This is a genomic window from Rossellomorea sedimentorum, assembly GCF_046237645.1.
GTDB lineage: Bacteria > Bacillota > Bacilli > Bacillales > Bacillaceae_B > Rossellomorea > Rossellomorea sedimentorum.
Genome location: NZ_CP143546.1, coordinates 2371367 through 2391933, shown reverse-complemented (window position 1 = coordinate 2391933; position 20567 = coordinate 2371367). Strand labels below are relative to the sequence as shown.

Below are 20567 nucleotides of genomic sequence, written 5' to 3'. Positions count from 1 at the left end.
CTAAATTTTACCGTAGACCGAAGCCGGGTCTTTGAACTTTTTTCATCGGTTATACAGTACATATCTTAGGACATACGTGGATATCCCCCAAGGTATGACTACTTCATTCATCCTTATTTGGCCTTACCAATTTTTTCTTATTCTGTTAATATGACGGCGCCGTTTCTTCCGGTCAGTTTCTTGCTGCTGTATCAATATTGTACAAACAAGGGGAAAAATTTCTTCTTATATGTTGCTTTATTAAGTGCTGTGTTCAGCTTTATCTTTGCTACTCTGGAGAGCTTCTTTGGTATGCTGGAATTAAGGCGCGGAATGAACTATCTATATGTATTCCTTATAGATTTGGCCATTGTGTATTTTGCTTGCTAAAGGGTGTTTATGAAAGGACTCGTTGAACTCAGGATGTCTGGGTTCTTTTTTATTTATTGTGAGATTTAAATACGCGTGCATCGGACCTATGTGGTCACTTCTATGTAATCCATCTTTTTTGAAGTGTAATGAAAAGTTCTTGGAACGGGTTCGGAAGTGGGATAAAATGGAATAGAAAGGAGCGATGCTGATTGATTATAAAAAGCAGAAGCGAATCAGATGAATTAAAGATTCTCCGGTCGTTAAATATTAGGACGACCTTGAAGAAGAAGGAGAAAGACGCTTATTTTTCAGCCGAAAAAGGATACGAAGGCGAGGTGCGATTTGACGAAAGGGCGGACCCCCTTGTGAAAAATATGGTTTTTCTGAATGATGTCCTGCTTGAGCAACAAGGCAGTGAAATCCAAATTGATTCCTTGGCGGTTGCCTCCAAAACCATCTTTCACTTTGAAGTGAAAAATTTTGAAGGTGACTTCATCATTGATAAAGGGGAGTGGCGGTCACCCGGTGGAATCGTTATTAAAAATCCTCTGCTGCAGGTAAGCAGGGCTGGCTCCATGCTTAGACAACTCTCGGAGCAATCTGGTTATAATTATCCTGTAGAATCCTACCTTGTATTCGTGAACCCCGAATTTCATCTCGATAATCCACCGGCCAAGACCCCACACATTGTTTACCCCACACAAATTGCCCGTTTTATTAAAAACCTTCAAAACCGTCCTCTCAATGCAAGCAAATCGGATATCCGGCTGGGAGAGAAGTTTCTATCCCTTCATAAGGAGTCGTCTTCATATAGCCGCTTACCGGAGTATCGGTTTGAGGATCTTCGGAAGGGGATTGTTTGTCCGGGGTGTTTGCGGTTTTATCAGGAGTTCAACAGAAAGATATTGGTCTGCTCACACTGTGCAAGAAAGGAAAACTGTGAAAGAGCTATATTAAGGACGATTGAAGAATTCAAATTATTGTTTCCAAATTTTAAAGTTACCAATCAATTAATATATGAGGTATGTGGTGGCTTGCTTAGAAAGAAAACAATTTACAGAGCTCTTTCAACTAACTATAAGAAAGAAGGGTATGGAAAACACGCGGTTTATATTGAATAAGAGTGTAGTGTAGCTTAAACCTATATAACATCCTATTTGAGTTTTTTAAATTTAAAGGACGTTAGTGAGTTGGAATTTGAGATTATCGACCTATAGCGGGTTCTTAAAGGACGATAACAGGGGATGTTGGAGATTAACGTCCTATAAAAGCCCTTTAAAGGACGTTAGTGAGTTGAAGTTGGAATTATCGACCTATAAAAGCTCTTTAAAGGACGTTAGTGAGTTGAAATAGAAATTATCGACCTATAGCGGGTTCTTAAAGGACGATAACTGGGGTTGTCAGAGATTAACGTCCTATAGAAGCTCTTTAAAGGACGTTAGTGAGTTGAAGTTGGAATTATCGACCTATAACGGGGTCTTAGAGGACGATAACTGGGGTTGTCGGAGATTAACGTCCTATAGAAGCTCTTTAAGGGACGTTAGTGAGTTGAAATTGGAATTATCGACCTATAGCGGGCTCTTAAAGGACGATAACTGGAGTTGTCAGAGATTAACGTCCTATAGAAGCTCTTTAAAGGACGTTAGTGAGTTGAAATTGGAATTATCGACCTATAGCGGGTTCTTAAAGGACGATAACTGGGGTTGTGGAAGATTAACGTCCTATAGAAGCTCTTTAAAGGACGTTAGTGAGTTGAAGTTGAAATTATCGACCTATAACGGGGTCTTAAAGGACGATAACATGGGATTTTGGAGATTAACGTCCTAAAGCAACCTTTAAAAGGACGTTAGTGAGTTGGAATTTGAGATTATCGATCTATAGCCAGGTTTCACGCTATCCCCCTAATGTGTTTTCCACGTTTAGTTCCGCTTTCCAAATGGGTATGAACAAAATGAGACATTAATAAAGGAGGAATGAACATGATTAACATTATTCCGAGTGGACGAAATGATCTCATTGAAGTGGAAGTGAATGGTGATTATACCAAGGACGATATGGAGAAATTTGAACAGGCGTTTCATGAGAAGAAGACGCCGGATGAAGATATGAATCTTCTTCTGATTGTGAATGACATGGATTTTTCCATGAAAGCGTTAAAAGAGGATTTCTTGTTCGGTAAAGACCATATGCATGAGTTCAATAAAGTGGCAGTGGTCAGCGACAAGAAGCTACTCGAGATGGGCGCAAAATTGGAAGATATGATGCCTGATCTGGAAGTGAAGCATTTTGACAAAGATCACCGGACAGATGCGGTGACATGGATTCAGTAAAGCGGGGTGGAGATTATTCTCCATTCCTTTTTCTTATGAAGGAGGAATTGTATGCTGGTGATTGGCAGTATTTTGCTTTTGATCGTCACGTTGGCATTAAGCGGCAATGTAAGGAAGTCGAAGCGGTTTGCGGTATTTTATGTCATTGCATTGGCCGGTGGGGGATTTGCCCTGTTATCTGCTGTACTCTTTGGCGGCTGGGACGGTCTGCCGTATGCTTTAACCGGCGCAATGATTGGGTTGATCGGTCTTTTTGGTATGATGATGGTACTTCTGGTCAGACAAAGGGCATGAATATGTAGAAGGAAGCTGTGCTTCACTTCATTTTTTTGACAGCGTGCAAGGAATGATCATCGAGGATCATGATTCTTGAAGAACTAACAAAGTGCTCCTGATAAGAGTCTTTCAAGTTTTCGTGGAAGGTCACTAATTGCTGCACTAGCTGCTGTACATCTTGTGTGAAAATACCAGAACGGTTCAGTAGAACATTTTCATATTTCCGTACCAGTTTACTTATTTTTTTCAAAAGTTTCTTAGCATCTCTCAAGCGAAAGGCAAAATGGAGATTCTCAGTCAGTGACGTGAAGTCACGAACCAACGCTTTGCTGACCTTGTCATTGATCGTGTGGATGTCCACCTTTTCACCGGGCAGGATAAAGGCTTTAACCATCTCGATATCAGATGTCAAAGGCTGGCTGTAATAGTTCAGGAAAATTTGCAGTGTATTGTAGGCGTCATACATAGGATTGTGGGCATCGCCTGTAAAGTCAATTCCATATAGAGTCAGGGCATTTTCAACAGATAAATGGTCTTTAGACACGCGTCGGCTGAAGATTTCTTGGAAATCGACATAACGGCTTTCAATTTTTTCAATCGTGACAGAGGGGACTCCGTTGAGTGTACTGTCCAATTTTAGTCTTGTCATGTCACTTTTAGACCAGGAGAAGAAACGGGACTTTTTCACACCGCCCACCCAGTAGAGGAGCTCCCTGAAAACCTGGGGAAATGGGTCAGCAGTTGCCAGGTCTTGATCGGTTATACCGGTGAGGCGTTTACAGAAGTCACTTAGCGGCTCATGTGTACTTGGCTTTATATGGCGGTCAAAATGAGAAACACGTTTAGTTTCGAGATCATATTTGACTGCACCTAAACGAATGGCTTCCATGCTTTCGTAATCCATTCCTTTATCATCACATTTCATTTCAAAATCAAAGAAAATAAACTGCTTTAATTCTGCCATGGTGATTCACCTCTCTCCAACTTGAGAGTATAAAGGGTGACCAGGCATTTTGAAACAGGTAATTTACACCAAAAAAGCTTGCAGTCGAAAGGACCGCAAGCTTTTCAGACTGATAAAAAGTTCGAAGCACTAGCCGCTCTGTTTTTAATCAATCTATGCTGTATGTAAATAAATAAAAGGCCCCTCCCGATCCGTACAGTGGTTAAGTGTCCCGCAACAAGCGAATTAGAATTCGGGAGGAGCCTTACTGTATTATACCCTAACACAGGATAATAAACGCGTGAAGTGGGGAAATGTTTCCTTTCCAGTTAATGTTTGTTTCAGGGGAGTGTAGGGTATTTAAAACAACTATTGAAGAATAACTTCTGAGAAAGGAAAGGAGGATTTGTGAGTGAATGAACTTTATCTGAGTGTCGGGATACTGGTACTGATCCTAGTGGCAGTCGATCTTTTATGGACCACTATATGGGTCGATGGCGGAGGAGGTCCTCTGTCAAGAAGGCTTGGTATAGCTTGCTGGTATACTCTAAGAAAAGTTAGCAGGGATCATTCAAAAGTACTCAGGCTTTCAGGCCCGATGATTTTATCATTGACGCTCCTACTGTGGATATTCTTACTATGGACAGGCTGGACATTGGTCTTTTCAGCAGATGCTGAGTCGATTCTTCTCTCTAAAGATAAAACACCCATTACTTCTTGGGAAGAGAGAATCTATTTTATCGGATTTACCGTATTTACTCTTGGAATCGGCGATTACATTCCCCAAAAAGGTTTCTGGCAAATTATGACGACGCTTGCTACAGGCAGTGGAATGCTTTTTATTACCCTTTCTGTCTCATATGTCGTTTCTGTTGTCAGCGGGGTCGTTCAAAAGAGAGCCTTTGCAAAGAATATCACCGGTCTTGGCAAGGACTGGGTAACCATAGTTAAGAACAGCTGGAATGGCCAAGATTTCCGTAACATTGATTTATTTTTGAAGGATCAATCTTCGCAGTTGAATATGTTGACCCAGCAGCACAAAGCATATCCTATCCTGCATTATTATCATACCCAGGATATGTATCAGTCTTCGGCAATAGCCGTTGCACTGATTGATGAGGCACTGACTGTATATGAATTTGGGGTAAGTGACAAGACTAAGCCCAACCCTGTCTGGTTAAAAGAAGCCCGTTCCAGTGTGCAGGATTATCTGGATACTTTGAACAGCGTATTCTTTAAGCCGGCATCCAGCACTCCGCCGCCATTGGATATATCTCAATTAAGAGAAGAGGGTCTGCCTGTTAAATCCCCGCAGGAATTTAATATTGCCCTGTCCAATCTCGTTACAAGACGGGAAAGGTTGCTTGGATTGGTCGAAGCCGATGCATGGAAGTGGCCGCATGGTGAAAAAATGGAATCAAATAAAGGATGACAGCACAGGCCCCTTGTGCTGTTTATTCTTATTTCAGCACAATCTTTTTCTTCTGAAGAAAATCATGGTATTATAAGAGTTGATTTCAAATGAATAGGAGTGTTAACAATATGGCTAAAAAAGGATACATACAATTCGAAAATGGCGAGAAGATTGAATTTGATTTGTTCCCGAATGAAGCACCTGGGACAGTTGAAAACTTTTCCAAACTTGCGAAAGAAGGATTCTACGATGGTCTTTCCTTCCACCGTGTCATCCCTGGCTTTGTAAGTCAAGGGGGCTGTCCAAATGGAACAGGGACTGGCGGACCTGGATACACAATCCCTTGTGAAACAGAAGGAAATCCTCATAAACACGAAGCAGGTTCACTTTCCATGGCACATGCGGGTAAAGACACAGGCGGAAGCCAATTCTTCATCGTTCATGAGCCTCAACCTCATTTAAATGGTGTCCACACTGTTTTCGGTAAAGTGACTTCTGGTCTTGAAACAGCCAGAAACCTTAGAAATGGCGATGTTATGCAGAAAGTAGTTATTGAAGACTAATTTTTTTCGGGAGAGCTGATTTTGATCAGCTCTCTTTTTTGTGCGTCCGGCTTGGGTTATAACTTTAGCATCTCCTGGTTGGATTAGTAGGTGTTTAGTGGAGTTTCCTTTAAGTCACATACAAATGGTGTGGTGAATTGTATGTGACTTGAGGTTTTAGGCGAAACGATGTTGTAATTATAGAAGGATATGTAGCTTACATTTGGAATTTTCTCGAAGCTACATACAAATCGTGTGATGATTTGTATGAGAATTCAATTGAAATGCGGTCTTCGCCTACCAAAAGCAAGGGAATTTGTATGTGATGTGTGTTTTGGAGCGAAAAGATGTAGTAATTAGTAAAGGATATGTAGGAGACATTTAAGATTCTCTTGAAGCCACATACAAATCGTGTGATGATTTGTATGAGAATTTCAACTGAAATACGGTCTTCGCCTACCAAAAGCAAGCGAATTTGTATGTGATGTGTGTTTTAGGGCGGAAAGATAGTAATGAGTGAAGGATATGTAGGTGACATTTAATATTTTCTCGAAGCCACATACAATTCGTGTGATGATTTGTATGTGAATTCAACTGAAATGCGGTCTTCGCCTACCAAAAGCAAGGGAATTTGTATGTGATGTGTGTGTTAGAGCGAAAAGATGTAGTAATGAGTAAAGGATTTGTAAGCGACATTTTAAATTTCCTTTAATCCACATACAAATCCTATGGTGATTTGCATGTAATCTATTATAGCTTTTTTTAATAGCTCCGCAGCTTTACCTTCTCCCCGCACATCTTCATAATCCAGTAATAACCCCGAATTTTTAAAATATCATATATAGAGACGAGAAGACATCCAGGAGGAGATAACATGCCGTCAGGCCTTCATACAATGCAGGTGGAAGCTTCGGTAGGGGAGCTTTGGAAATATGTCAGCGTGATGGATCTTTGGGCGCCGCTGGTACCGGGGTATATTGATCATAAAGTTCTGAGTGAGAAGGAATCGACATGGAAATTTAAAACGGATTTGGGTTTCATGAAGAAAAAGATCCACCTCAAAGTTAATATAACAGATTGGCAGGAACCATCAAAAGTACAATTTGATTTAACAGGAATCAATGAGCGTTTTCATGGTCATGGTTATTTCGAGTCAAAATCCCTTGGGAAAGACACATCTAAAATGACCGGATTTCTTGAGATCAATGCGGAAGGTGCACTTGCTAAAATGGTAAATCCTTTGCTGAATTCAATCTTGCCAGAGCTGACCACTGAGCTGACCGAAGCGGTGGCTTACAAGGTCGAAGGCATTTACTCATCCAGATAATATTTCGGTCATAGGCCTTATTAATGGTCCCCTTTATAGATAGGCTGGGGACTTTTTTTGCGTGAAAATGAAATCCTTGCATAACAATCTTGCGAAGGTAAACTTAATACAAGTTGTTTACATATATAGGGGCTTTCGAGAAGATCCAAAAGGCCGGGTTTTTCCGTGTGAATTATGGCTATATCCTGAAATTATATTAAATAGCAACAAAGTTTTAGAAAAAGAGACGAAGGGAAATACTTCGCCTCTTTTGAAAGCTGTGTTCGTTAATATGGGGGTTCTGTTTATTCTAACTTTTAGACTCTCATGCAAAAGTAACAGGACTTCTAGATGTAGCGCCATGTCAGTGAATCGTAATAGCTTTCACCATTTAGGATACTTTTATGATAAATAGCCCTCGTTACGTAAATATTCCTCTACGTCTTTGAAGGTTGTAACCGGAATGAACTCGACATTTTCTTCACGCAGCATATCCTGCAAAGCTTTCTTGGCGAATACAAGGTCAGCCTTGTGCGCGGGATGGGTATCCGGTTCACTGTCACCAATGAAATGCACCGTGTCGTATTCCTTATGAAGGTCTTCTATGACCTTGGATTTGTCTATCCCATAACGTTCATGATAATGAGGGTGAGACTCATCGAGATGGAGATGAACGCCTTGATTTTCATAGTAGCCTTCGTTGGAAAAAACCTGCACATTTTCAATCCCATAGTAATCAAGGATATGCTTAATGTAATAATCGGTTCCTGCACTCAGAATGAAAAAATCTCCACCGTTCTGTTGAACTTTTTTTATAAAATCCATTGAATACTCGTCAATGGAAAGGTTCTGTATTTCCTCAATGATATTTTCCTCGTCATCATTGATATTTTTGAAGACTTCACCAAGAAATTCAATATCTTTCATTTCTCCGTTTTTCCACTGTTTGTATAAATTTTTTCCTTCATTATAATGGTTTTCAATAACTAGATCGTAGAAATCCCTTTCTGAAATCGTACCATCAAAGTCAGAAACAAACGCCCATTTTTTCATAATCAAACCTCCTTTAGATTATAGTGTCTTCATTACTTTTCCCATTATAGTCTGTTTATAACTTTACATGTGAGATTAAACGGGAAGGAAGAAGAGGCATGACGTTTCCTTAAGAGTGAATTATGTCTCAGAAGGGAAACGCCACATCACATTTAACTAGATAGTAAATTTAAGGTTTTCGTTTGAGAGCAGTGCTTAACTTAGAAGGGATGGAAGGGGGGCGATTACCTGCTGGTCAGGGACATACTATCGGTACATTTGTCAAATATGGAAGTAAGAAGAAGCAACGAATGAGTAGGAACAACAGCTGCCTTTTACAAAGGCTCTTTTCGTAAACTTTGTTGCTATTTAATACAAATTTTTAAAAATATCTACTTAATTAACCAGAAATAGCCTGATAAACAAGGAAGAAAAGAGCTAATTCACCTTGTTCAGAGAACAAAGCCCTTGTCTCCAAGGGAAAAATCCGGCTCTTTGGATTTTTCCGAGAGCAACAATATATACGAAAACAGCGTTTACAAAAGAAGAGCATTAGTTGAAAACTAATGCTCCTGAGACGTTTATCTTTTTTTCGTCAGTTCCAATCCGAGTTCATCCAGCGAGTATAACACGCCTTGCTGCAAGGAGGAGAAGCAAGGGACTTTATTTATTCGATGGCCTCTTTGGGTGATCTGAATACTGAGTTCAGCAGATATCCCGACGAGGATGCATTTGGTTCCAAGAATGGAAGTAGCTTGAACAAACTTGTCTATAAAATTAAGAGTATAGTCATTGACTCCTTTAAGGCTGGTCAAGTCTACGATCAAATGTGTCGCCTTATACAGGGGAAGGTTCAATAACGTTTTGTCCAGCAGTTCTTCAGCCCTTAGTTCGTCATACCTGCCGACCAATGGAACAACTAAAATGGAATCCATAACAGGAATGATGGGCGAAGATATCTCCTTTATGATTTCAGACAAGGAGTTTGTCCGTTCCTGGGTGACTTTTTCCAGTTCTGCTTTTGCCGCTTCTTTTTGTTCCTGAATCAGGGTCCTGACATTCAATGAAGGCGTGACAGAGGAGGGGAAGAACTCATATTCGCTGTACTCGTCTCCTTCCAATTGGCTTTTTGTCACCCTATACCAAACGTTGTCTTTGAATAGACCCGAGAATACTCCAGCCCAATGACCAGGGAGGAAGGTCCCTTCATTTTGTTTTTTCTGGGCAAGATTAACTTTATACTCCCAGCCGTTTCGAACGTGGATTTTTGCATATTTATCTGAAAACGAAAGTGAAACAATGTCTGTTTTTCCCCAGCCGGCAGTCAGGTATATGTTTGGCAGCTTTTTTAATATGTCTTCAGGATCACCGATAGACTGGCTGTAAAAATCTGAGACAATCTTTCCGGTTCTGTAACCGGCAGTCTCCAGGACAAGTTTTGCTTCCTTGTCACCAGCAATTTCTTCAATAGAATCAAACAGAGTTTTAAAAGCTGTGTTGACCCAGAACAAAACAACATCATCATTTTCATAAAAAATGTTCCCATTATCCAGATCCCATTCAAAAGACGATCCATTAACAACTTTTTGTTCTGTCCTCATATCATGGCCTCCCTAAAAATGTTTATATTGAAAGAATAGAATTTAAGATCAAAAGTTCTCCAATTAATTATTATATTGTGAGAGTGCTCATGCTGTAAATATAAAAAATGCAAAAAAAACGCTTAGAAGTACGTTTCCAAGCGTTTTGAGGCTCAAAATATGCGGAACTGAAAGCCTTGTTCTTTGATTTGCTGTATTAGGGAAGGGAGTATTTTTACAGTTTGCGGCAGTTCATGCAGCAGAATGATAGCTTTATCCTCTAGATGATCCATTACATACTTTATAATTTGATCGGGGTCATCTTCCAATTCCCAATCCATGGAGGATACTCTCCACAAGATGGTTTTCATACCAAGGTTTTTGGCAGCCTCGATCGTATCTTCATTATATTGGCCGAATGGGGGACGGAAATACCTTACATCTTGATCGGTAATATGTCTGATGGTCTTCATGCTTTTGGAAAGGTCTTCAAGCTGCTCTTCATAGGAGAGGCGGACAAGGTTCTTATGCTTGCAGGAATGAGTGCCGATCAAGTGGCCAGATGAAAGAGCTCTTTTCCATGGCCGCTTATGATGGAGGAGACGGGACTGCCAAAAGAAGGCTGCTTTGACATCTTCCTTCTCCAATATGTCCAATATCTCGGGCAAGGACCTGCCTGGACCATCATCAAATGTGAGCATAACGGATTTCTCGTAACTGCCAGGTAATCTGGTGATTATATTTTCATCGTCAGAGTCGTACACGACCCTCGTGCAATCTACCACTCATGGACTTTTTTGCATAAGCTCCATCCTTTCATTTATAGATGTTGATAGTTAGCGGATCCATAGGTCTCCTCGTATTCTTTTTCAGTGAATTCAATTGGTTTCCCGTCGAATATCACAGAACCGTCTCTCAATGCAATGATGCGGTCGGCATATTTCTTTGCCAGTGACACATCATGGACATTAATGATGGTTAATAATTTGTGTTGTTCATGCATTTGCTTTATCAAGGTGAATATATGGTTGGAGGTCCCCGGGTCCAGGCTGGCCACCGGTTCATCTCCAAGAAGGACCTTCGGATTTTGAACGAGGGCCCGGGCAATCCCGACCCTTTGCTTCTGTCCGCCGCTCAGGTGCTCTACCCGTCTGTCAGAAAAATCTGATAAGCCCACTTCCTCAATCACTTTCCTTGCTTTCTGAACTTCCTCAGGGCTAAACCATCCAATTAGGTTTTTAAATGAAGAACGGTATCCAAACATCCCGGTTAGCACATTCTGCATGACAGATAGGCGGGGGATGAGATTGAAATGCTGAAAGATCATGCCCATTTCCCGCCTGGCCTTCCTGCTCTCTTCTTCGTTATGGGAAGAGAGGGGGCTTCCGTTCCATATCACTTCTCCCCCGGAAAGGCTCTGTAAACCATTGATGGTACGAATCAGCGTGGATTTACCTGCACCGCTTTTTCCTAATACGCAAACGAATTTGCCTTTCTCAAAAGCCAGATTGACAGAAGACAGCGCAGGATGATTTGAACCTCTGTAATGAACACTAATATCATGTAAATGTAGCATATCGGCTGCCTCCTATATAACCTTATTACGTACATAGCTTCCTAAGAAGTCAACGGCAATCACCATGATCATAATAATCAATACGTCCAGTGAAACCGATGAATATTGGAAAGTCTTAAAATCATTGAATAACCGCTGCCCGATTCCGCCGCCTCCTATGAAGCCGAGTACGAGCGAAGTCCTGATGGCGACTTCGAAGCGGTAGAAATAGTGAGACAGGACATTTGGCCAAATTTGTGGCAGGATGCTGAAAAAATAGGCGAACCACTTTTTAGCTCCGACTGCTTTCATTGCGTCTTGCGGCCCTGGATCCGATGCTTCAATGAGTTCAGAAATCAGCTTGCCAAGGACTCCTATATTATGGAGCATAATTGCGATGACCGCCGGGAATGGACCTAGTCCCAAGGCCGTCAATAGAATCAATCCAAATACAATTTCCGGTACAGACCTGACAAAGCTCAACCCCACCCTTGATACGTTATAAAGAAGGAGGGAGGGGGAGGTGTTTCGTGCTGATATAAAACTAAGAGGCAAGGCGATTAGAAGCCCGAAGAAGCTTCCCAAAAACGCCATTGCCAATGTTTCCATCCCGTCCTCCAACATTTTTGGCAAGAGGGAAAAGTCCATAGGGAACCATTGAGATAAAAAGTCGATCATATTGCGGAAATCCCTAAACTTGGATAAATCAAATTCTGTCAGCTTCATACTGAAGTACACAAAGATCATCAGTATAAGAAAAGTAAAGAAGCTTCTCCTTTTAAACCACACGCTGTATCACTCTATTCTTCGATAAGTCCCTGCTTTAGGGCTGCCTGCCTTATACTCTCATAATCTTCATTACTGGCTTCTGTAAAACCTGTTGCTCCAAATGCATCAAGTACTTCCTGGTCTTCAATAGCAAGAAATGCTGATTGCAGAGCCTCAATAGTTTCTTCATCTGTGTTCTGGTGTACAGCCCAAGGGTATTGGAATAACTTATCCGATTCCCAAATAGTCCTGATTTGCTCGCCATCTATCTTGCCTGATTCTACTAGCTGATTGAAGATTGCACTGTCAATAGCTCCCGCTTCAACTTGTTGATTTTGAACAGCTAATGCCGTTGCATCATGGGAACCGGTAAAACGGACAGATGCGAATTCATGCTCATCATCTGATTGATAAACGCCACGGTCTTGAAGTTCGATGGATGGGATGAGTGAACCTGATGTAGAGTTAGGATCACCAAATGCAAAGTTCACATCTTGACTGTTTTCAAGCAATTCCTCTAATGAATTCCAAGGATTATCACTATGAGTAATGATATAGGAATGATAGAAGGGCTCACCGTCAATCAATTGAGTGATGATAGCTTTTGCACCGCTTTTGTCATTGGCAATAACATAGGATAACGGCCCGAAATAAGCCATATCGATTTTTTCATAATTCATGGCTTCCACTACACCATTGTAATCAGGATAGACTTCAACCTCTACATCTCTGCCCAGTTCATCAGTTAGGATGGACTGTAATTTGTCCATAGCGCCTTCCATTGCACCTTCAGTTTGTGCTGGAATGACACCGATCGTGAAAGTTCCAGTGGAGGATGTATCATTATTGGCTTCTTCATTATTACCATTATTGCTTGCAGTGTTTCCATTTCCACAAGCGGCGATCAAAAGGGAAAGGGATATCATCAATGTTATCAAAATACTTTTTTTCATGGTGTGCACCTCTTTTTTTATAATAGTCATTTTCCTCGTAAGTAACTTGCTAGTAAAAGTGTTTAATAAACGCTGCATCCGTATAGAATGTTGCTATCGGGAAAATCCAAAAGGCCGGATTTTTCCTTCGGGTAAAAGAGCTTATCTAACTGAACTGGGTGAAGTGCTCTATTCTTTTTTGTTTAACAGAATAATCCCTGTGGCTTCCTCTCTTGAAAAATAGCAACAAAGTTTTAGAAAATAGCCTTCATGAATGTGTAAAAAAGGACTCGGCGTGAGTCCTTTATTTTACAGTGATCCTTCCTGGATTTTCTGCCGTTACCGTTCCGATAATAGCGGAGGTTAAGTTCCTGCTTTTTAACTCATTTTGCAGGGCTTCCGCATGTTCTTGCGGTACAGAAATGAGAAGGCCTCCAGAAGTAATGGCATCACAAAGGATCAATTGTTCAAGTTCTGTTACAGAATCATCATAATCAATTCGGCCTGCAAGCCATTTATGATTCTTACGGGTACCGCCTGGAATGATATTTTGTGCTGCAAGATCCCTTGTTTTGTCCAAGAGGGGAACAGCATCTTTTTCAATGGTGATACCAATCTTGCTTCCTTCGGCGATTTCCATGGCATGACCCAAGAGACCAAAACCAGTAACATCTGTGCAGGCATTGACAGGAAATGATTCCATTGCTTCAGCAGCATCCTTATTGAGTGCAGCCATTGTCTGCATGACTTCCTCTATATTTTCTAGCGGAAGCTTATCATTTTTTATGGCTGTCGTAAGGATGCCTACTCCGATCGGCTTCGTCAGGATCAATTTGTCACCGGGTTTTGCTCCTGCATTTGAACGAATCCGGTCCGGGTGGACAGTACCTGTGACGGATAAGCCAAATTTAGGCTCCTGGTCATCGATTGAGTGCCCTCCGACTAACACGGCGCCTGACTCACGAACCTTATCAGAAGCTCCTGATAATATATCGGCCAGAACGCTCTTATCGAGAGTGGTGATAGGGAATCCAACAATATTCATCACGGTAATCGGTTTACCGCCCATTGCGTAAACATCACTCAATGCATTGGCAGCTGCGATTTGGCCGAACATATAGGGATCATCCACAATAGGAGTGAAATAATCCAATGTCTGGACCAGAGCTGTTTCATCATTGATTTTGTAAACCCCGGCATCATCCGAGGTGTCGAGACCGACTAGTAAATTAGGATCTTCTACAGAACGGGGTAAATGACGCAGAACCTGCGCCAGGTCTTCAGGACCAATTTTGCATCCTCAGCCACCCTTTGAAGACAAAGATGTCAATTTGACGATGTCTTTATTTGTCATGTTCATTCACTCCTTTTGATTAGGTTGAGAGAGTTTTCCATGTAGCACTTCCTTATATATAGAAAGAAGTGTTTGGGTTTCATACTCCCTGGAATGGTGCTGGAGTATGTAGGATTTGGCTGATTTACCAAATTCTTGCCTCAATTCGTTATTATTGAGCAAAGTTTCTGCATAATCAAGGAATTCGCACTCATTAGTGTATACATAGCCTGTTTTTCCATGTGTCACAATATTCGAGTTCCCGGTATTATTTGAAGCAATGACCGGCAGACTATGTTCCATTGCTTCCAAAATTGCCGCTGGCTGTCCTTCTGAATGAGATGTATTTAACACAACATCGGCATATTGGTACGCTGCTCCCATCTCTTTATGAGGAAGCTGGCCGATATATGTCACCCATTCATGATTTTCTTTGACTAGTTGCTCAACCAGTCGCCCTTCATCTTCTTCAATAATGGGACCGACAAGCAACAAACGAATTTGCGGGTACCTTTGGTAGAGCTTCTTTAGAGACCGGATGGCAAACGGAATGTTTTTTACTTTTCGGATACCGGCAGGGAGTACAAAAAGGAAAGTCCCATTTTTCTTCTGAATTTTAGTGTGAGAGGCTTTTAAGTCGCTGGCCCCCTGGTGAATGACATGGATTTTTGATTGAATGTTTGCCAATTCATTCGTCAGTGTTGCTTTTGCGGCATGATCAAAAACAGTAATCGCACTGGCTTCTTCCAAGCAGGTTAGGACCTTGTCACGTCTGTTTTCATCAAATAAGTCATGATTCAAATCCGTTCCTGTCATTGTAATGACAAAAGGGACGGAAACATCTTCAAGGTTTTGTTTAAATGTATAAAATTTATAAGCATGGAAGCCGTGAATCAGGTCTGCATTGGGCAGAGAAGTGTAAGTTGAATTAGTAGTGACCGACACAATTTCTGTTTCGACGCCGTGATCTTCTAATCCATCGGCAATTCTCTGAACAGTCACAGTATTTCCCCGCTGCTGATGAAAGTCAGGAGAGGCCAATATCACCTTCATTCATCCACCTCCTTTTCTAGTTAGTAAAGGGATTAAAGGATACTATTCCAATCAGATATCTTAAGAATATCTTCCAGCCCTGAATTTGTCACATAACTTGCTTGTCGATGGTGTCCTTTTTGGCGACAGACAGATCAAGAAGTTGTCGAAATAAAGAGATGACCAATACCTCACCAGATACCAGGTTTGTCGAATCCCGTGAACGGGGCGTGCAAGACAGAGTGCGGATTTTGTCAAAAGGAATTCTGGTGGGGAGGGATGGTTTTCGGCCAACATGCTTGTCATCCTATGTTCAGACTCTAGCCGGCGTGCGCGCCACCAATTTATACATTATATAGTTTGTCGAATGAGGGTTAACTAAAGCATGGAAATTATTTTCGCGGAGTTATCTTTTGGTTTTTTCTAAAACTTTGTTGCTATTTACTTTTAAATTCAAATTTTGGGCTGTTAGTCGATTTTCAGTGCAGGTAGTAGTGAAAATCGTACCCCTACAAGGGTGGTATCATGAGTGAAAGGTAACGAATAGGAGATAAATTTACCCCTACAAGACTGTAATCTTGGGTGAAGGGTAATGAATGGGAGATAAACGTACCCCTGCAAGGTTGGTGTCATGAGTGAAGGGTAACGAATAGGAGATAAACGTACCCTACAAGGCTGGGATCTGAGGTTAAAGGTAACGAATAACAGATAAACGTACCCCTGCAAGGATGGAATATTGGGAGAAGGGTAACGATTGAAAGAAAATCGTACCCCTACGAGGGCAAAAATTTAAAGATATGGCCAGAATTCACAAAAATTATCTTGGCGAGCAAGAAAGGTAAGAGCTATTCACCCTTTTTAGAAAGAAAAGCCCTTGCACTTGCATAAAAGGGGAAAATCCGACCCTTCAACCATCTATATGAATACAGCCTTTGGAAAAGAGAGCACGTAACATGAAGAAGCCTTGGAAAAAACTGTTCTTGCTATTGAATGTTGAATGAGATAATATACTAATACAAGCTGCGTTGCACGTAATGATAATAAAGTTTTAACCTTTAAACTGTAATAGGGAGTTTTACATCGAAGCCGGAATGTCAGGCCGCCATGGATAGCGGAAGACAAGAACGTTTCTGCAAACACCCACTTTGAGGAGTGGTGGTTTAAAACTTTCTTAGACGATTTACGGCAAATGCGGCCTACATACTACCACCAATGACAAAGCCGGTTCCTGATGGGGGACCGGTTTTTTTGTTGATTTTCTTTAGGTTGTTCGATACTACGGGGATAGGTAAATAGTACTGGTGTTGTAGGCAGTCAGGGGCGGATGAGGTTAGGGTTTTGATGCGGATGTGGACTCATATAAGTGTTATTGGGGTAATGAGATTCGGTTTTTTAGGGGATGTTGGTTTGAAAGCTGGTTAAATGGGCCAATGAGATTGCGATTTTGCTGGGGTGTTGGCCCGAAAACGGATTAAATGGGCCAATGAGATTGCGACTTTGCGAGGATGTTGGCCCGGAAACTGGCTAAATGGGCCAATGAGATTACGATTTTGCGAGGATGTTGGCCCGAAAGCTGGCTAAATGGGCCAAGGAAATTGGATTTTTGCGAGGATGTTGGCCCGAAAACTGGCTAAATGGGCCAATGAGATTGGGTTTTAGTGAGGATGTTGGTTTGAAAGCGGTCTAATCACCCCAATGAGATTGGCTTCTTGTGAGGATGTTGGTTTGAAAGCAGACTAATCAACCCAATGAGATTGAATTTTTGGAGAAATGATGGTGCGAAAGCGGTCCAATCACCCCAATGAGATTGGCTTCTTGTGAGAATGATGGTCTGGAAACAGACTAATCACCCCATTGAGATAGGCTCCATGTGAGGAAGTTGATGCGAAAACAGACTAATCAACCCAATTAGAGCTCAAGTTTGCCGGGACACTGTTCTGTAAAGGTCTCCCAATGATCTGTAGCTCCATAAATCATTACGGAATGATGGAAAAAACTGTTCTTGCTATTGAATGCTGAATGAGATAATATACTAATACAAGCTGCGTTGCACGTAATGATAATAAAGTTTTAACCTTTAAACTGTAATAGGGAGTTTTACATCGAAGCCGGAATGTCAGGCCGCCATGGATAGCGGAAGGCAGGAACGTTTCTGCAAACACCCACTTTGAGGAGTGGTGGTTTAAAACTTTCTTAGACGATTTACGGCAAATGCGGCCTACATACTACCACCAATCACAAAGCCGGTTCCTGATGGGGGACCGGCTTTTTTTGTATGATCAATAGTGTGCTTATTCGGCGGATGAAAAGCCTGTTATAATGTTTCGTGAATTTGTTTCCAAAAGTCTCCCACTGTAATAGACGCCCGCTTATCTCTAAATACTTCCATTAAAATCATTTTTTCATTAGGGCGCCGTGTGGGAGGAAAGCATGCACTCCTTTTTTGCCGTTAACGATTTGAGTGATTCTTAAGTCTACTACGAGAGTGGCATAGGCATTGGCTTCAGATCTGCTTATGTTATATAAACCGGTCATTAAGTCGAGCATTTCGTTCATTGCCATCCACATGGCTCTGTCTAAGCTTTCATGGATTCCCATTGTAACCCAGCCGGTTGGGGTTTTTGCCCGTGGAATTGAAATCTTTAGATTATCCAGTACGTTAAAGGTAAGACTCACCTTTTCCATTGCACACTCCAAAGCAGGTCCTCCGACTTCACCGTCTCCTTGTACCGCGTGGCCGTCACCGACAGAGAATAATCCTTCTTCAACTTGAATGGGGAGGTATAGGGTACTTCCTGCGACCAGCTCTTTACAATCCAGGTTTCCTCCGGAAGTGAAGGGACTGATGGTTGAATGTCTGCCCCCTATGTTTGGAGGCATCCCCATAATTCCCATAAATGGTTTCAAACTTACGGAGTAATCAAAGTTGGAAAACCTGCTTGTTCCGATCATTTTTTTCGCATCCAAATCAAAATCGAAGGTCACTTCATTTCCTTTGTCAATCCCCAGCTCTTCATTCCAGTAGCTTGGAAAACCGCCGGCGGATGTCCAGCCATAGTCAGTAGGGACAACTTCATTAATACCCACTTCTAGGGTCATCCCAGGTCTGGCCCCTTTGATGCCGATAGGTCCTACAAGTGCGTGACCAAATTGGTCGTGTTGACGCTCTAGTGAGAGGTCTGTGAATTTTTTTCGTGGTCCTCCAGGTGTCAGCCTTTTGTCAAAGCTCCATGTGGCATCCGGTGTTTTATAAATGACTGTGTCACCCGTTTCTATTTCAAGAGCAGGAGAAAGCGACCGGTCAAAGAAACCATGCAAAGTATGAGATGCAGGCTCCAGGTAATGAGTAGCTGCCATACCAAAGACCTCCTAACAGATTGTATATGTATAGTTTACATATATTTCTGTAAATGGTAAAAGTTTTTACTTCTCGAAATAAAAAATAAAGCCTCCAGGGTGTCAGCCCCCGAAGGCTTCGAGTATGTCGTTCAGGTCTCTCATATCCAGTGGTTTCGAGTCTTGGCGGCCAGCTGCTGAGGGGTATGAATGTCTGGCGGGACCAGGAGCATACCCTTGCTGCAGCATTAACTTGATGGTTTCAAGCTCACGGATGATTTCAGTATTGGTACTGCTTTTAGCTGAAGGCCTGAAGTATTGATCGAGTGCAGAAAAGATGAGGTGTACCAGGGTGTGGTTATGTGCATGATATTCGATCTGTTCCTGAATCAATTTAGAGACGGTATGGGAATCACCGGTTTTAATGTCAATATATTTTTCCGGTATAGTGACGGCCACTTTATTGACATAGTCAGTGTACGTTTCTCCCATCATGATCAACCCCTAGTGGCTGCAAGATCGGTAGTTTCTGCTTGTTGTTTTTTTAGATGATTCATTTTAGCAAGGATCATTAGGCCAAGGACGTTCAATTTTTCCAGGTCCTCCGGAAAGTAAAGATTGATCGGGCGGCCCTTTTCGCTCCATCTGACAGCTGCTTCCTGGATTTGTTTTTGAGCAAGTTTTGCAGCTCCGCCTACTGCAATGTAACGTGAGGCCCCTTTAATTTCGTTCGAACTGCTTCTTACGCGGTCAAACAGCTCCAGATATTTAATGGCCATCGATTTTAATTGTGGGATAACATATTTACTGATATCCTTCCGAACTCCTGCAAAAGGCTCGACATACCACTCTGACTGACCTGCGTAGAGTTTTTCCTCCAGCTCAGAGCGGGAATCGAATTTGTATAATTCATTCTTGCTGACTTTTTGGATGATGATGTCAAGGAACTGGTTGATGCCGAAGTGTTCTCCTTCAACGGATGCAACCGGTTTGCTGTTTTTGATGCCGACAAAATCTACTGAATCTCCTCCAAGGTCACCGATGAGAATTCCTTTTATAGAATCTTTTACAAGACCATCATCTTTGATTCCCAGTGTTTGTTGATCGCGTGTCAGGCCAAGATATGCGCAGGCACCTTCAGCCCCCACGATGACATCATTGATCTTAAGTTTTACACAGACCTCTTTAGGTTCCGGCACTCCGGGCACTTTATGAAGAATTACAGTATGGTTCCCAAGAAGGCGCTGTTTCAGCTGTTCTTTTTTCTCTTTATATTGAGTGGTTGGCAATGATACCGCCAGCTGGTCGATTTCATAGACGATATCCGTTTCATTTTCGCTGTTCAATAAGGCATGATAAGCGGCAGCCGAAAACAACAGGATATAAGTACGGACTTCATCCACCTTTTGATTGTTGACAGACGTCAAACTCACATTTCGCTGTCTTGCTGCAGCCTTGCCTGCATAGTAGATTTCCCTCTTATTCATAACAGAAGGACTTTTAACTTCAACGATCAAATTTTCCTCGGTTTCTACATCTTCTTCATCATAGGGCATTTCGTAAAATTCGTCGTCAAATAGGGCAATTGCGTTGGGCATTTGGTATTCAGACACGACATCATTATCAGAAGCGAGTACTTTATACCAGCTGTTCCCTATATCAACGGCAAGAAAGTTACTTCTTTCCATATAATCCCCTCCTCATGATGAATCCTATGCAAGAAGGGAAGGGTGCTGTGCACGTACCCAGTTAAATTTTTTCTTGGAAAGGTTTATGACAACAAGAGGCAATTTGTATTAAAATTCCGCATTTATACTGATGAAAGTGACCAAGCTCT

18 protein-coding genes and 2 other RNA genes are annotated in these 20567 nt (G+C 41.8%); 8 read left to right on the top strand and 12 right to left on the bottom strand.

Annotated features, from left to right (window positions below):
- The first annotated feature begins 560 nt into the window (after positions 1 to 560).
- The 3 genes from V1502_RS11800 (at position 561) to V1502_RS11790 (ending at position 2975) form a co-directional block, all read left to right on the top strand.
- Positions 561 to 1472 (top strand): nuclease-related domain-containing protein, encoded by a 912-nt coding sequence (locus tag V1502_RS11800; RefSeq protein ID WP_409250846.1) that lies wholly within the window; start codon positions 561 to 563, stop codon positions 1470 to 1472.
- An 858-nt stretch (positions 1473 to 2330) separates the two neighbouring features.
- Positions 2331 to 2681 (top strand): STAS/SEC14 domain-containing protein, encoded by a 351-nt coding sequence (locus V1502_RS11795; RefSeq protein WP_409250845.1) that lies wholly within the window; start codon positions 2331 to 2333, stop codon positions 2679 to 2681.
- A 51-nt stretch (positions 2682 to 2732) separates the two neighbouring features.
- Entirely contained in the window at positions 2733 to 2975 is a 243-nt protein-coding gene (locus V1502_RS11790; RefSeq protein ID WP_409250844.1) for a hypothetical protein, read from the top strand.
- Between the two features lie 22 nt (positions 2976 to 2997).
- Here the strand turns inward: V1502_RS11790 and V1502_RS11785 are convergent, their stop codons facing one another.
- On the bottom strand, positions 2998 to 3921 hold the full coding sequence (locus tag V1502_RS11785; RefSeq protein WP_409250843.1) for an exonuclease domain-containing protein: 924 nt from the start codon (positions 3919 to 3921) through the stop codon (positions 2998 to 3000).
- Between the two features lie 391 nt (positions 3922 to 4312).
- On the opposite strand from V1502_RS11785, the gene V1502_RS11780 reads away from it, so the two are divergent.
- From V1502_RS11780 to V1502_RS11770, 3 genes are all read left to right on the top strand, one after another.
- Positions 4313 to 5332 (top strand): ion channel, encoded by a 1020-nt coding sequence (locus V1502_RS11780; RefSeq protein WP_409250842.1) that lies wholly within the window; start codon positions 4313 to 4315, stop codon positions 5330 to 5332.
- A gap of 110 nt (positions 5333 to 5442) precedes the next feature.
- Positions 5443 to 5877 (top strand): peptidylprolyl isomerase, encoded by a 435-nt coding sequence (locus V1502_RS11775; RefSeq protein WP_409250841.1) that lies wholly within the window; start codon positions 5443 to 5445, stop codon positions 5875 to 5877.
- Positions 5878 to 6730: 853 nt separating this feature from the next.
- Positions 6731 to 7183, top strand: coding sequence for a CoxG family protein (locus tag V1502_RS11770; protein WP_409250840.1), 453 nt, complete (start codon positions 6731 to 6733; stop codon positions 7181 to 7183).
- Positions 7184 to 7564: 381 nt separating this feature from the next.
- On the opposite strand, the gene V1502_RS11765 is transcribed toward V1502_RS11770, so the two are convergent.
- The 8 genes from V1502_RS11765 to V1502_RS11730 form a co-directional block, all read right to left on the bottom strand.
- The gene (locus V1502_RS11765; protein ID WP_409250839.1) at positions 7565 to 8215 is read right to left on the bottom strand and encodes an MtnX-like HAD-IB family phosphatase; all 651 of its coding nucleotides are present in this window, start codon (positions 8213 to 8215) and stop codon (positions 7565 to 7567) included.
- Between the two features lie 560 nt (positions 8216 to 8775).
- On the bottom strand, positions 8776 to 9795 hold the full coding sequence (locus V1502_RS11760) for an STAS domain-containing protein (protein WP_409250838.1): 1020 nt from the start codon (positions 9793 to 9795) through the stop codon (positions 8776 to 8778).
- A gap of 152 nt (positions 9796 to 9947) precedes the next feature.
- Positions 9948 to 10475 (bottom strand): polysaccharide deacetylase family protein, encoded by a 528-nt coding sequence (locus tag V1502_RS11755; RefSeq protein ID WP_409250837.1) that lies wholly within the window; start codon positions 10473 to 10475, stop codon positions 9948 to 9950.
- A 119-nt stretch (positions 10476 to 10594) separates the two neighbouring features.
- The gene (phnC, locus tag V1502_RS11750; protein WP_409250836.1) at positions 10595 to 11350 is read right to left on the bottom strand and encodes a phosphonate ABC transporter ATP-binding protein; all 756 of its coding nucleotides are present in this window, start codon (positions 11348 to 11350) and stop codon (positions 10595 to 10597) included.
- Between the two features lie 12 nt (positions 11351 to 11362).
- Positions 11363 to 12118, bottom strand: a complete 756-nt coding sequence (gene phnE / locus V1502_RS11745) for a phosphonate ABC transporter, permease protein PhnE (protein ID WP_409250835.1) — start codon at positions 12116 to 12118, stop codon at positions 11363 to 11365.
- Positions 12119 to 12129: 11 nt separating this feature from the next.
- Entirely contained in the window at positions 12130 to 13050 is a 921-nt protein-coding gene (gene phnD / locus V1502_RS11740; RefSeq protein ID WP_409250834.1) for a phosphate/phosphite/phosphonate ABC transporter substrate-binding protein, read from the bottom strand.
- Between the two features lie 283 nt (positions 13051 to 13333).
- Positions 13334 to 14383 carry a selenide, water dikinase SelD gene (gene selD / locus V1502_RS11735; RefSeq protein WP_409250833.1) on the bottom strand — a complete coding sequence of 350 codons (1050 nt, stop codon included), beginning with the start codon at positions 14381 to 14383 and terminating at the stop codon, positions 13334 to 13336.
- A 6-nt stretch (positions 14384 to 14389) separates the two neighbouring features.
- Complete coding sequence (locus V1502_RS11730) at positions 14390 to 15415, bottom strand: glycosyltransferase family 4 protein (protein ID WP_409250832.1); 1026 nt, start codon at positions 15413 to 15415, stop codon at positions 14390 to 14392.
- A gap of 993 nt (positions 15416 to 16408) precedes the next feature.
- On the opposite strand from V1502_RS11730, the gene ssrS (V1502_RS11725) reads away from it, so the two are divergent.
- Positions 16409 to 16596, top strand: a non-coding RNA gene (gene ssrS / locus V1502_RS11725) — 6S RNA.
- Between the two features lie 834 nt (positions 16597 to 17430).
- Positions 17431 to 17618: non-coding RNA, 6S RNA (ssrS, locus tag V1502_RS11720), on the top strand.
- A gap of 170 nt (positions 17619 to 17788) precedes the next feature.
- Here the strand turns inward: ssrS (V1502_RS11720) and V1502_RS11715 are convergent.
- From V1502_RS11715 to V1502_RS11705, 3 genes are all read right to left on the bottom strand, one after another.
- Complete coding sequence (locus V1502_RS11715) at positions 17789 to 18751, bottom strand: acetamidase/formamidase family protein (RefSeq protein ID WP_409250831.1); 963 nt, start codon at positions 18749 to 18751, stop codon at positions 17789 to 17791.
- Between the two features lie 102 nt (positions 18752 to 18853).
- Positions 18854 to 19222, bottom strand: coding sequence for a hypothetical protein (locus V1502_RS11710; protein ID WP_409250830.1), 369 nt, complete (start codon positions 19220 to 19222; stop codon positions 18854 to 18856).
- A gap of 5 nt (positions 19223 to 19227) precedes the next feature.
- Positions 19228 to 20418 (bottom strand): hypothetical protein, encoded by a 1191-nt coding sequence (locus V1502_RS11705; RefSeq protein WP_409250829.1) that lies wholly within the window; start codon positions 20416 to 20418, stop codon positions 19228 to 19230.
- Positions 20419 to 20567: the final 149 nt, after the last annotated feature.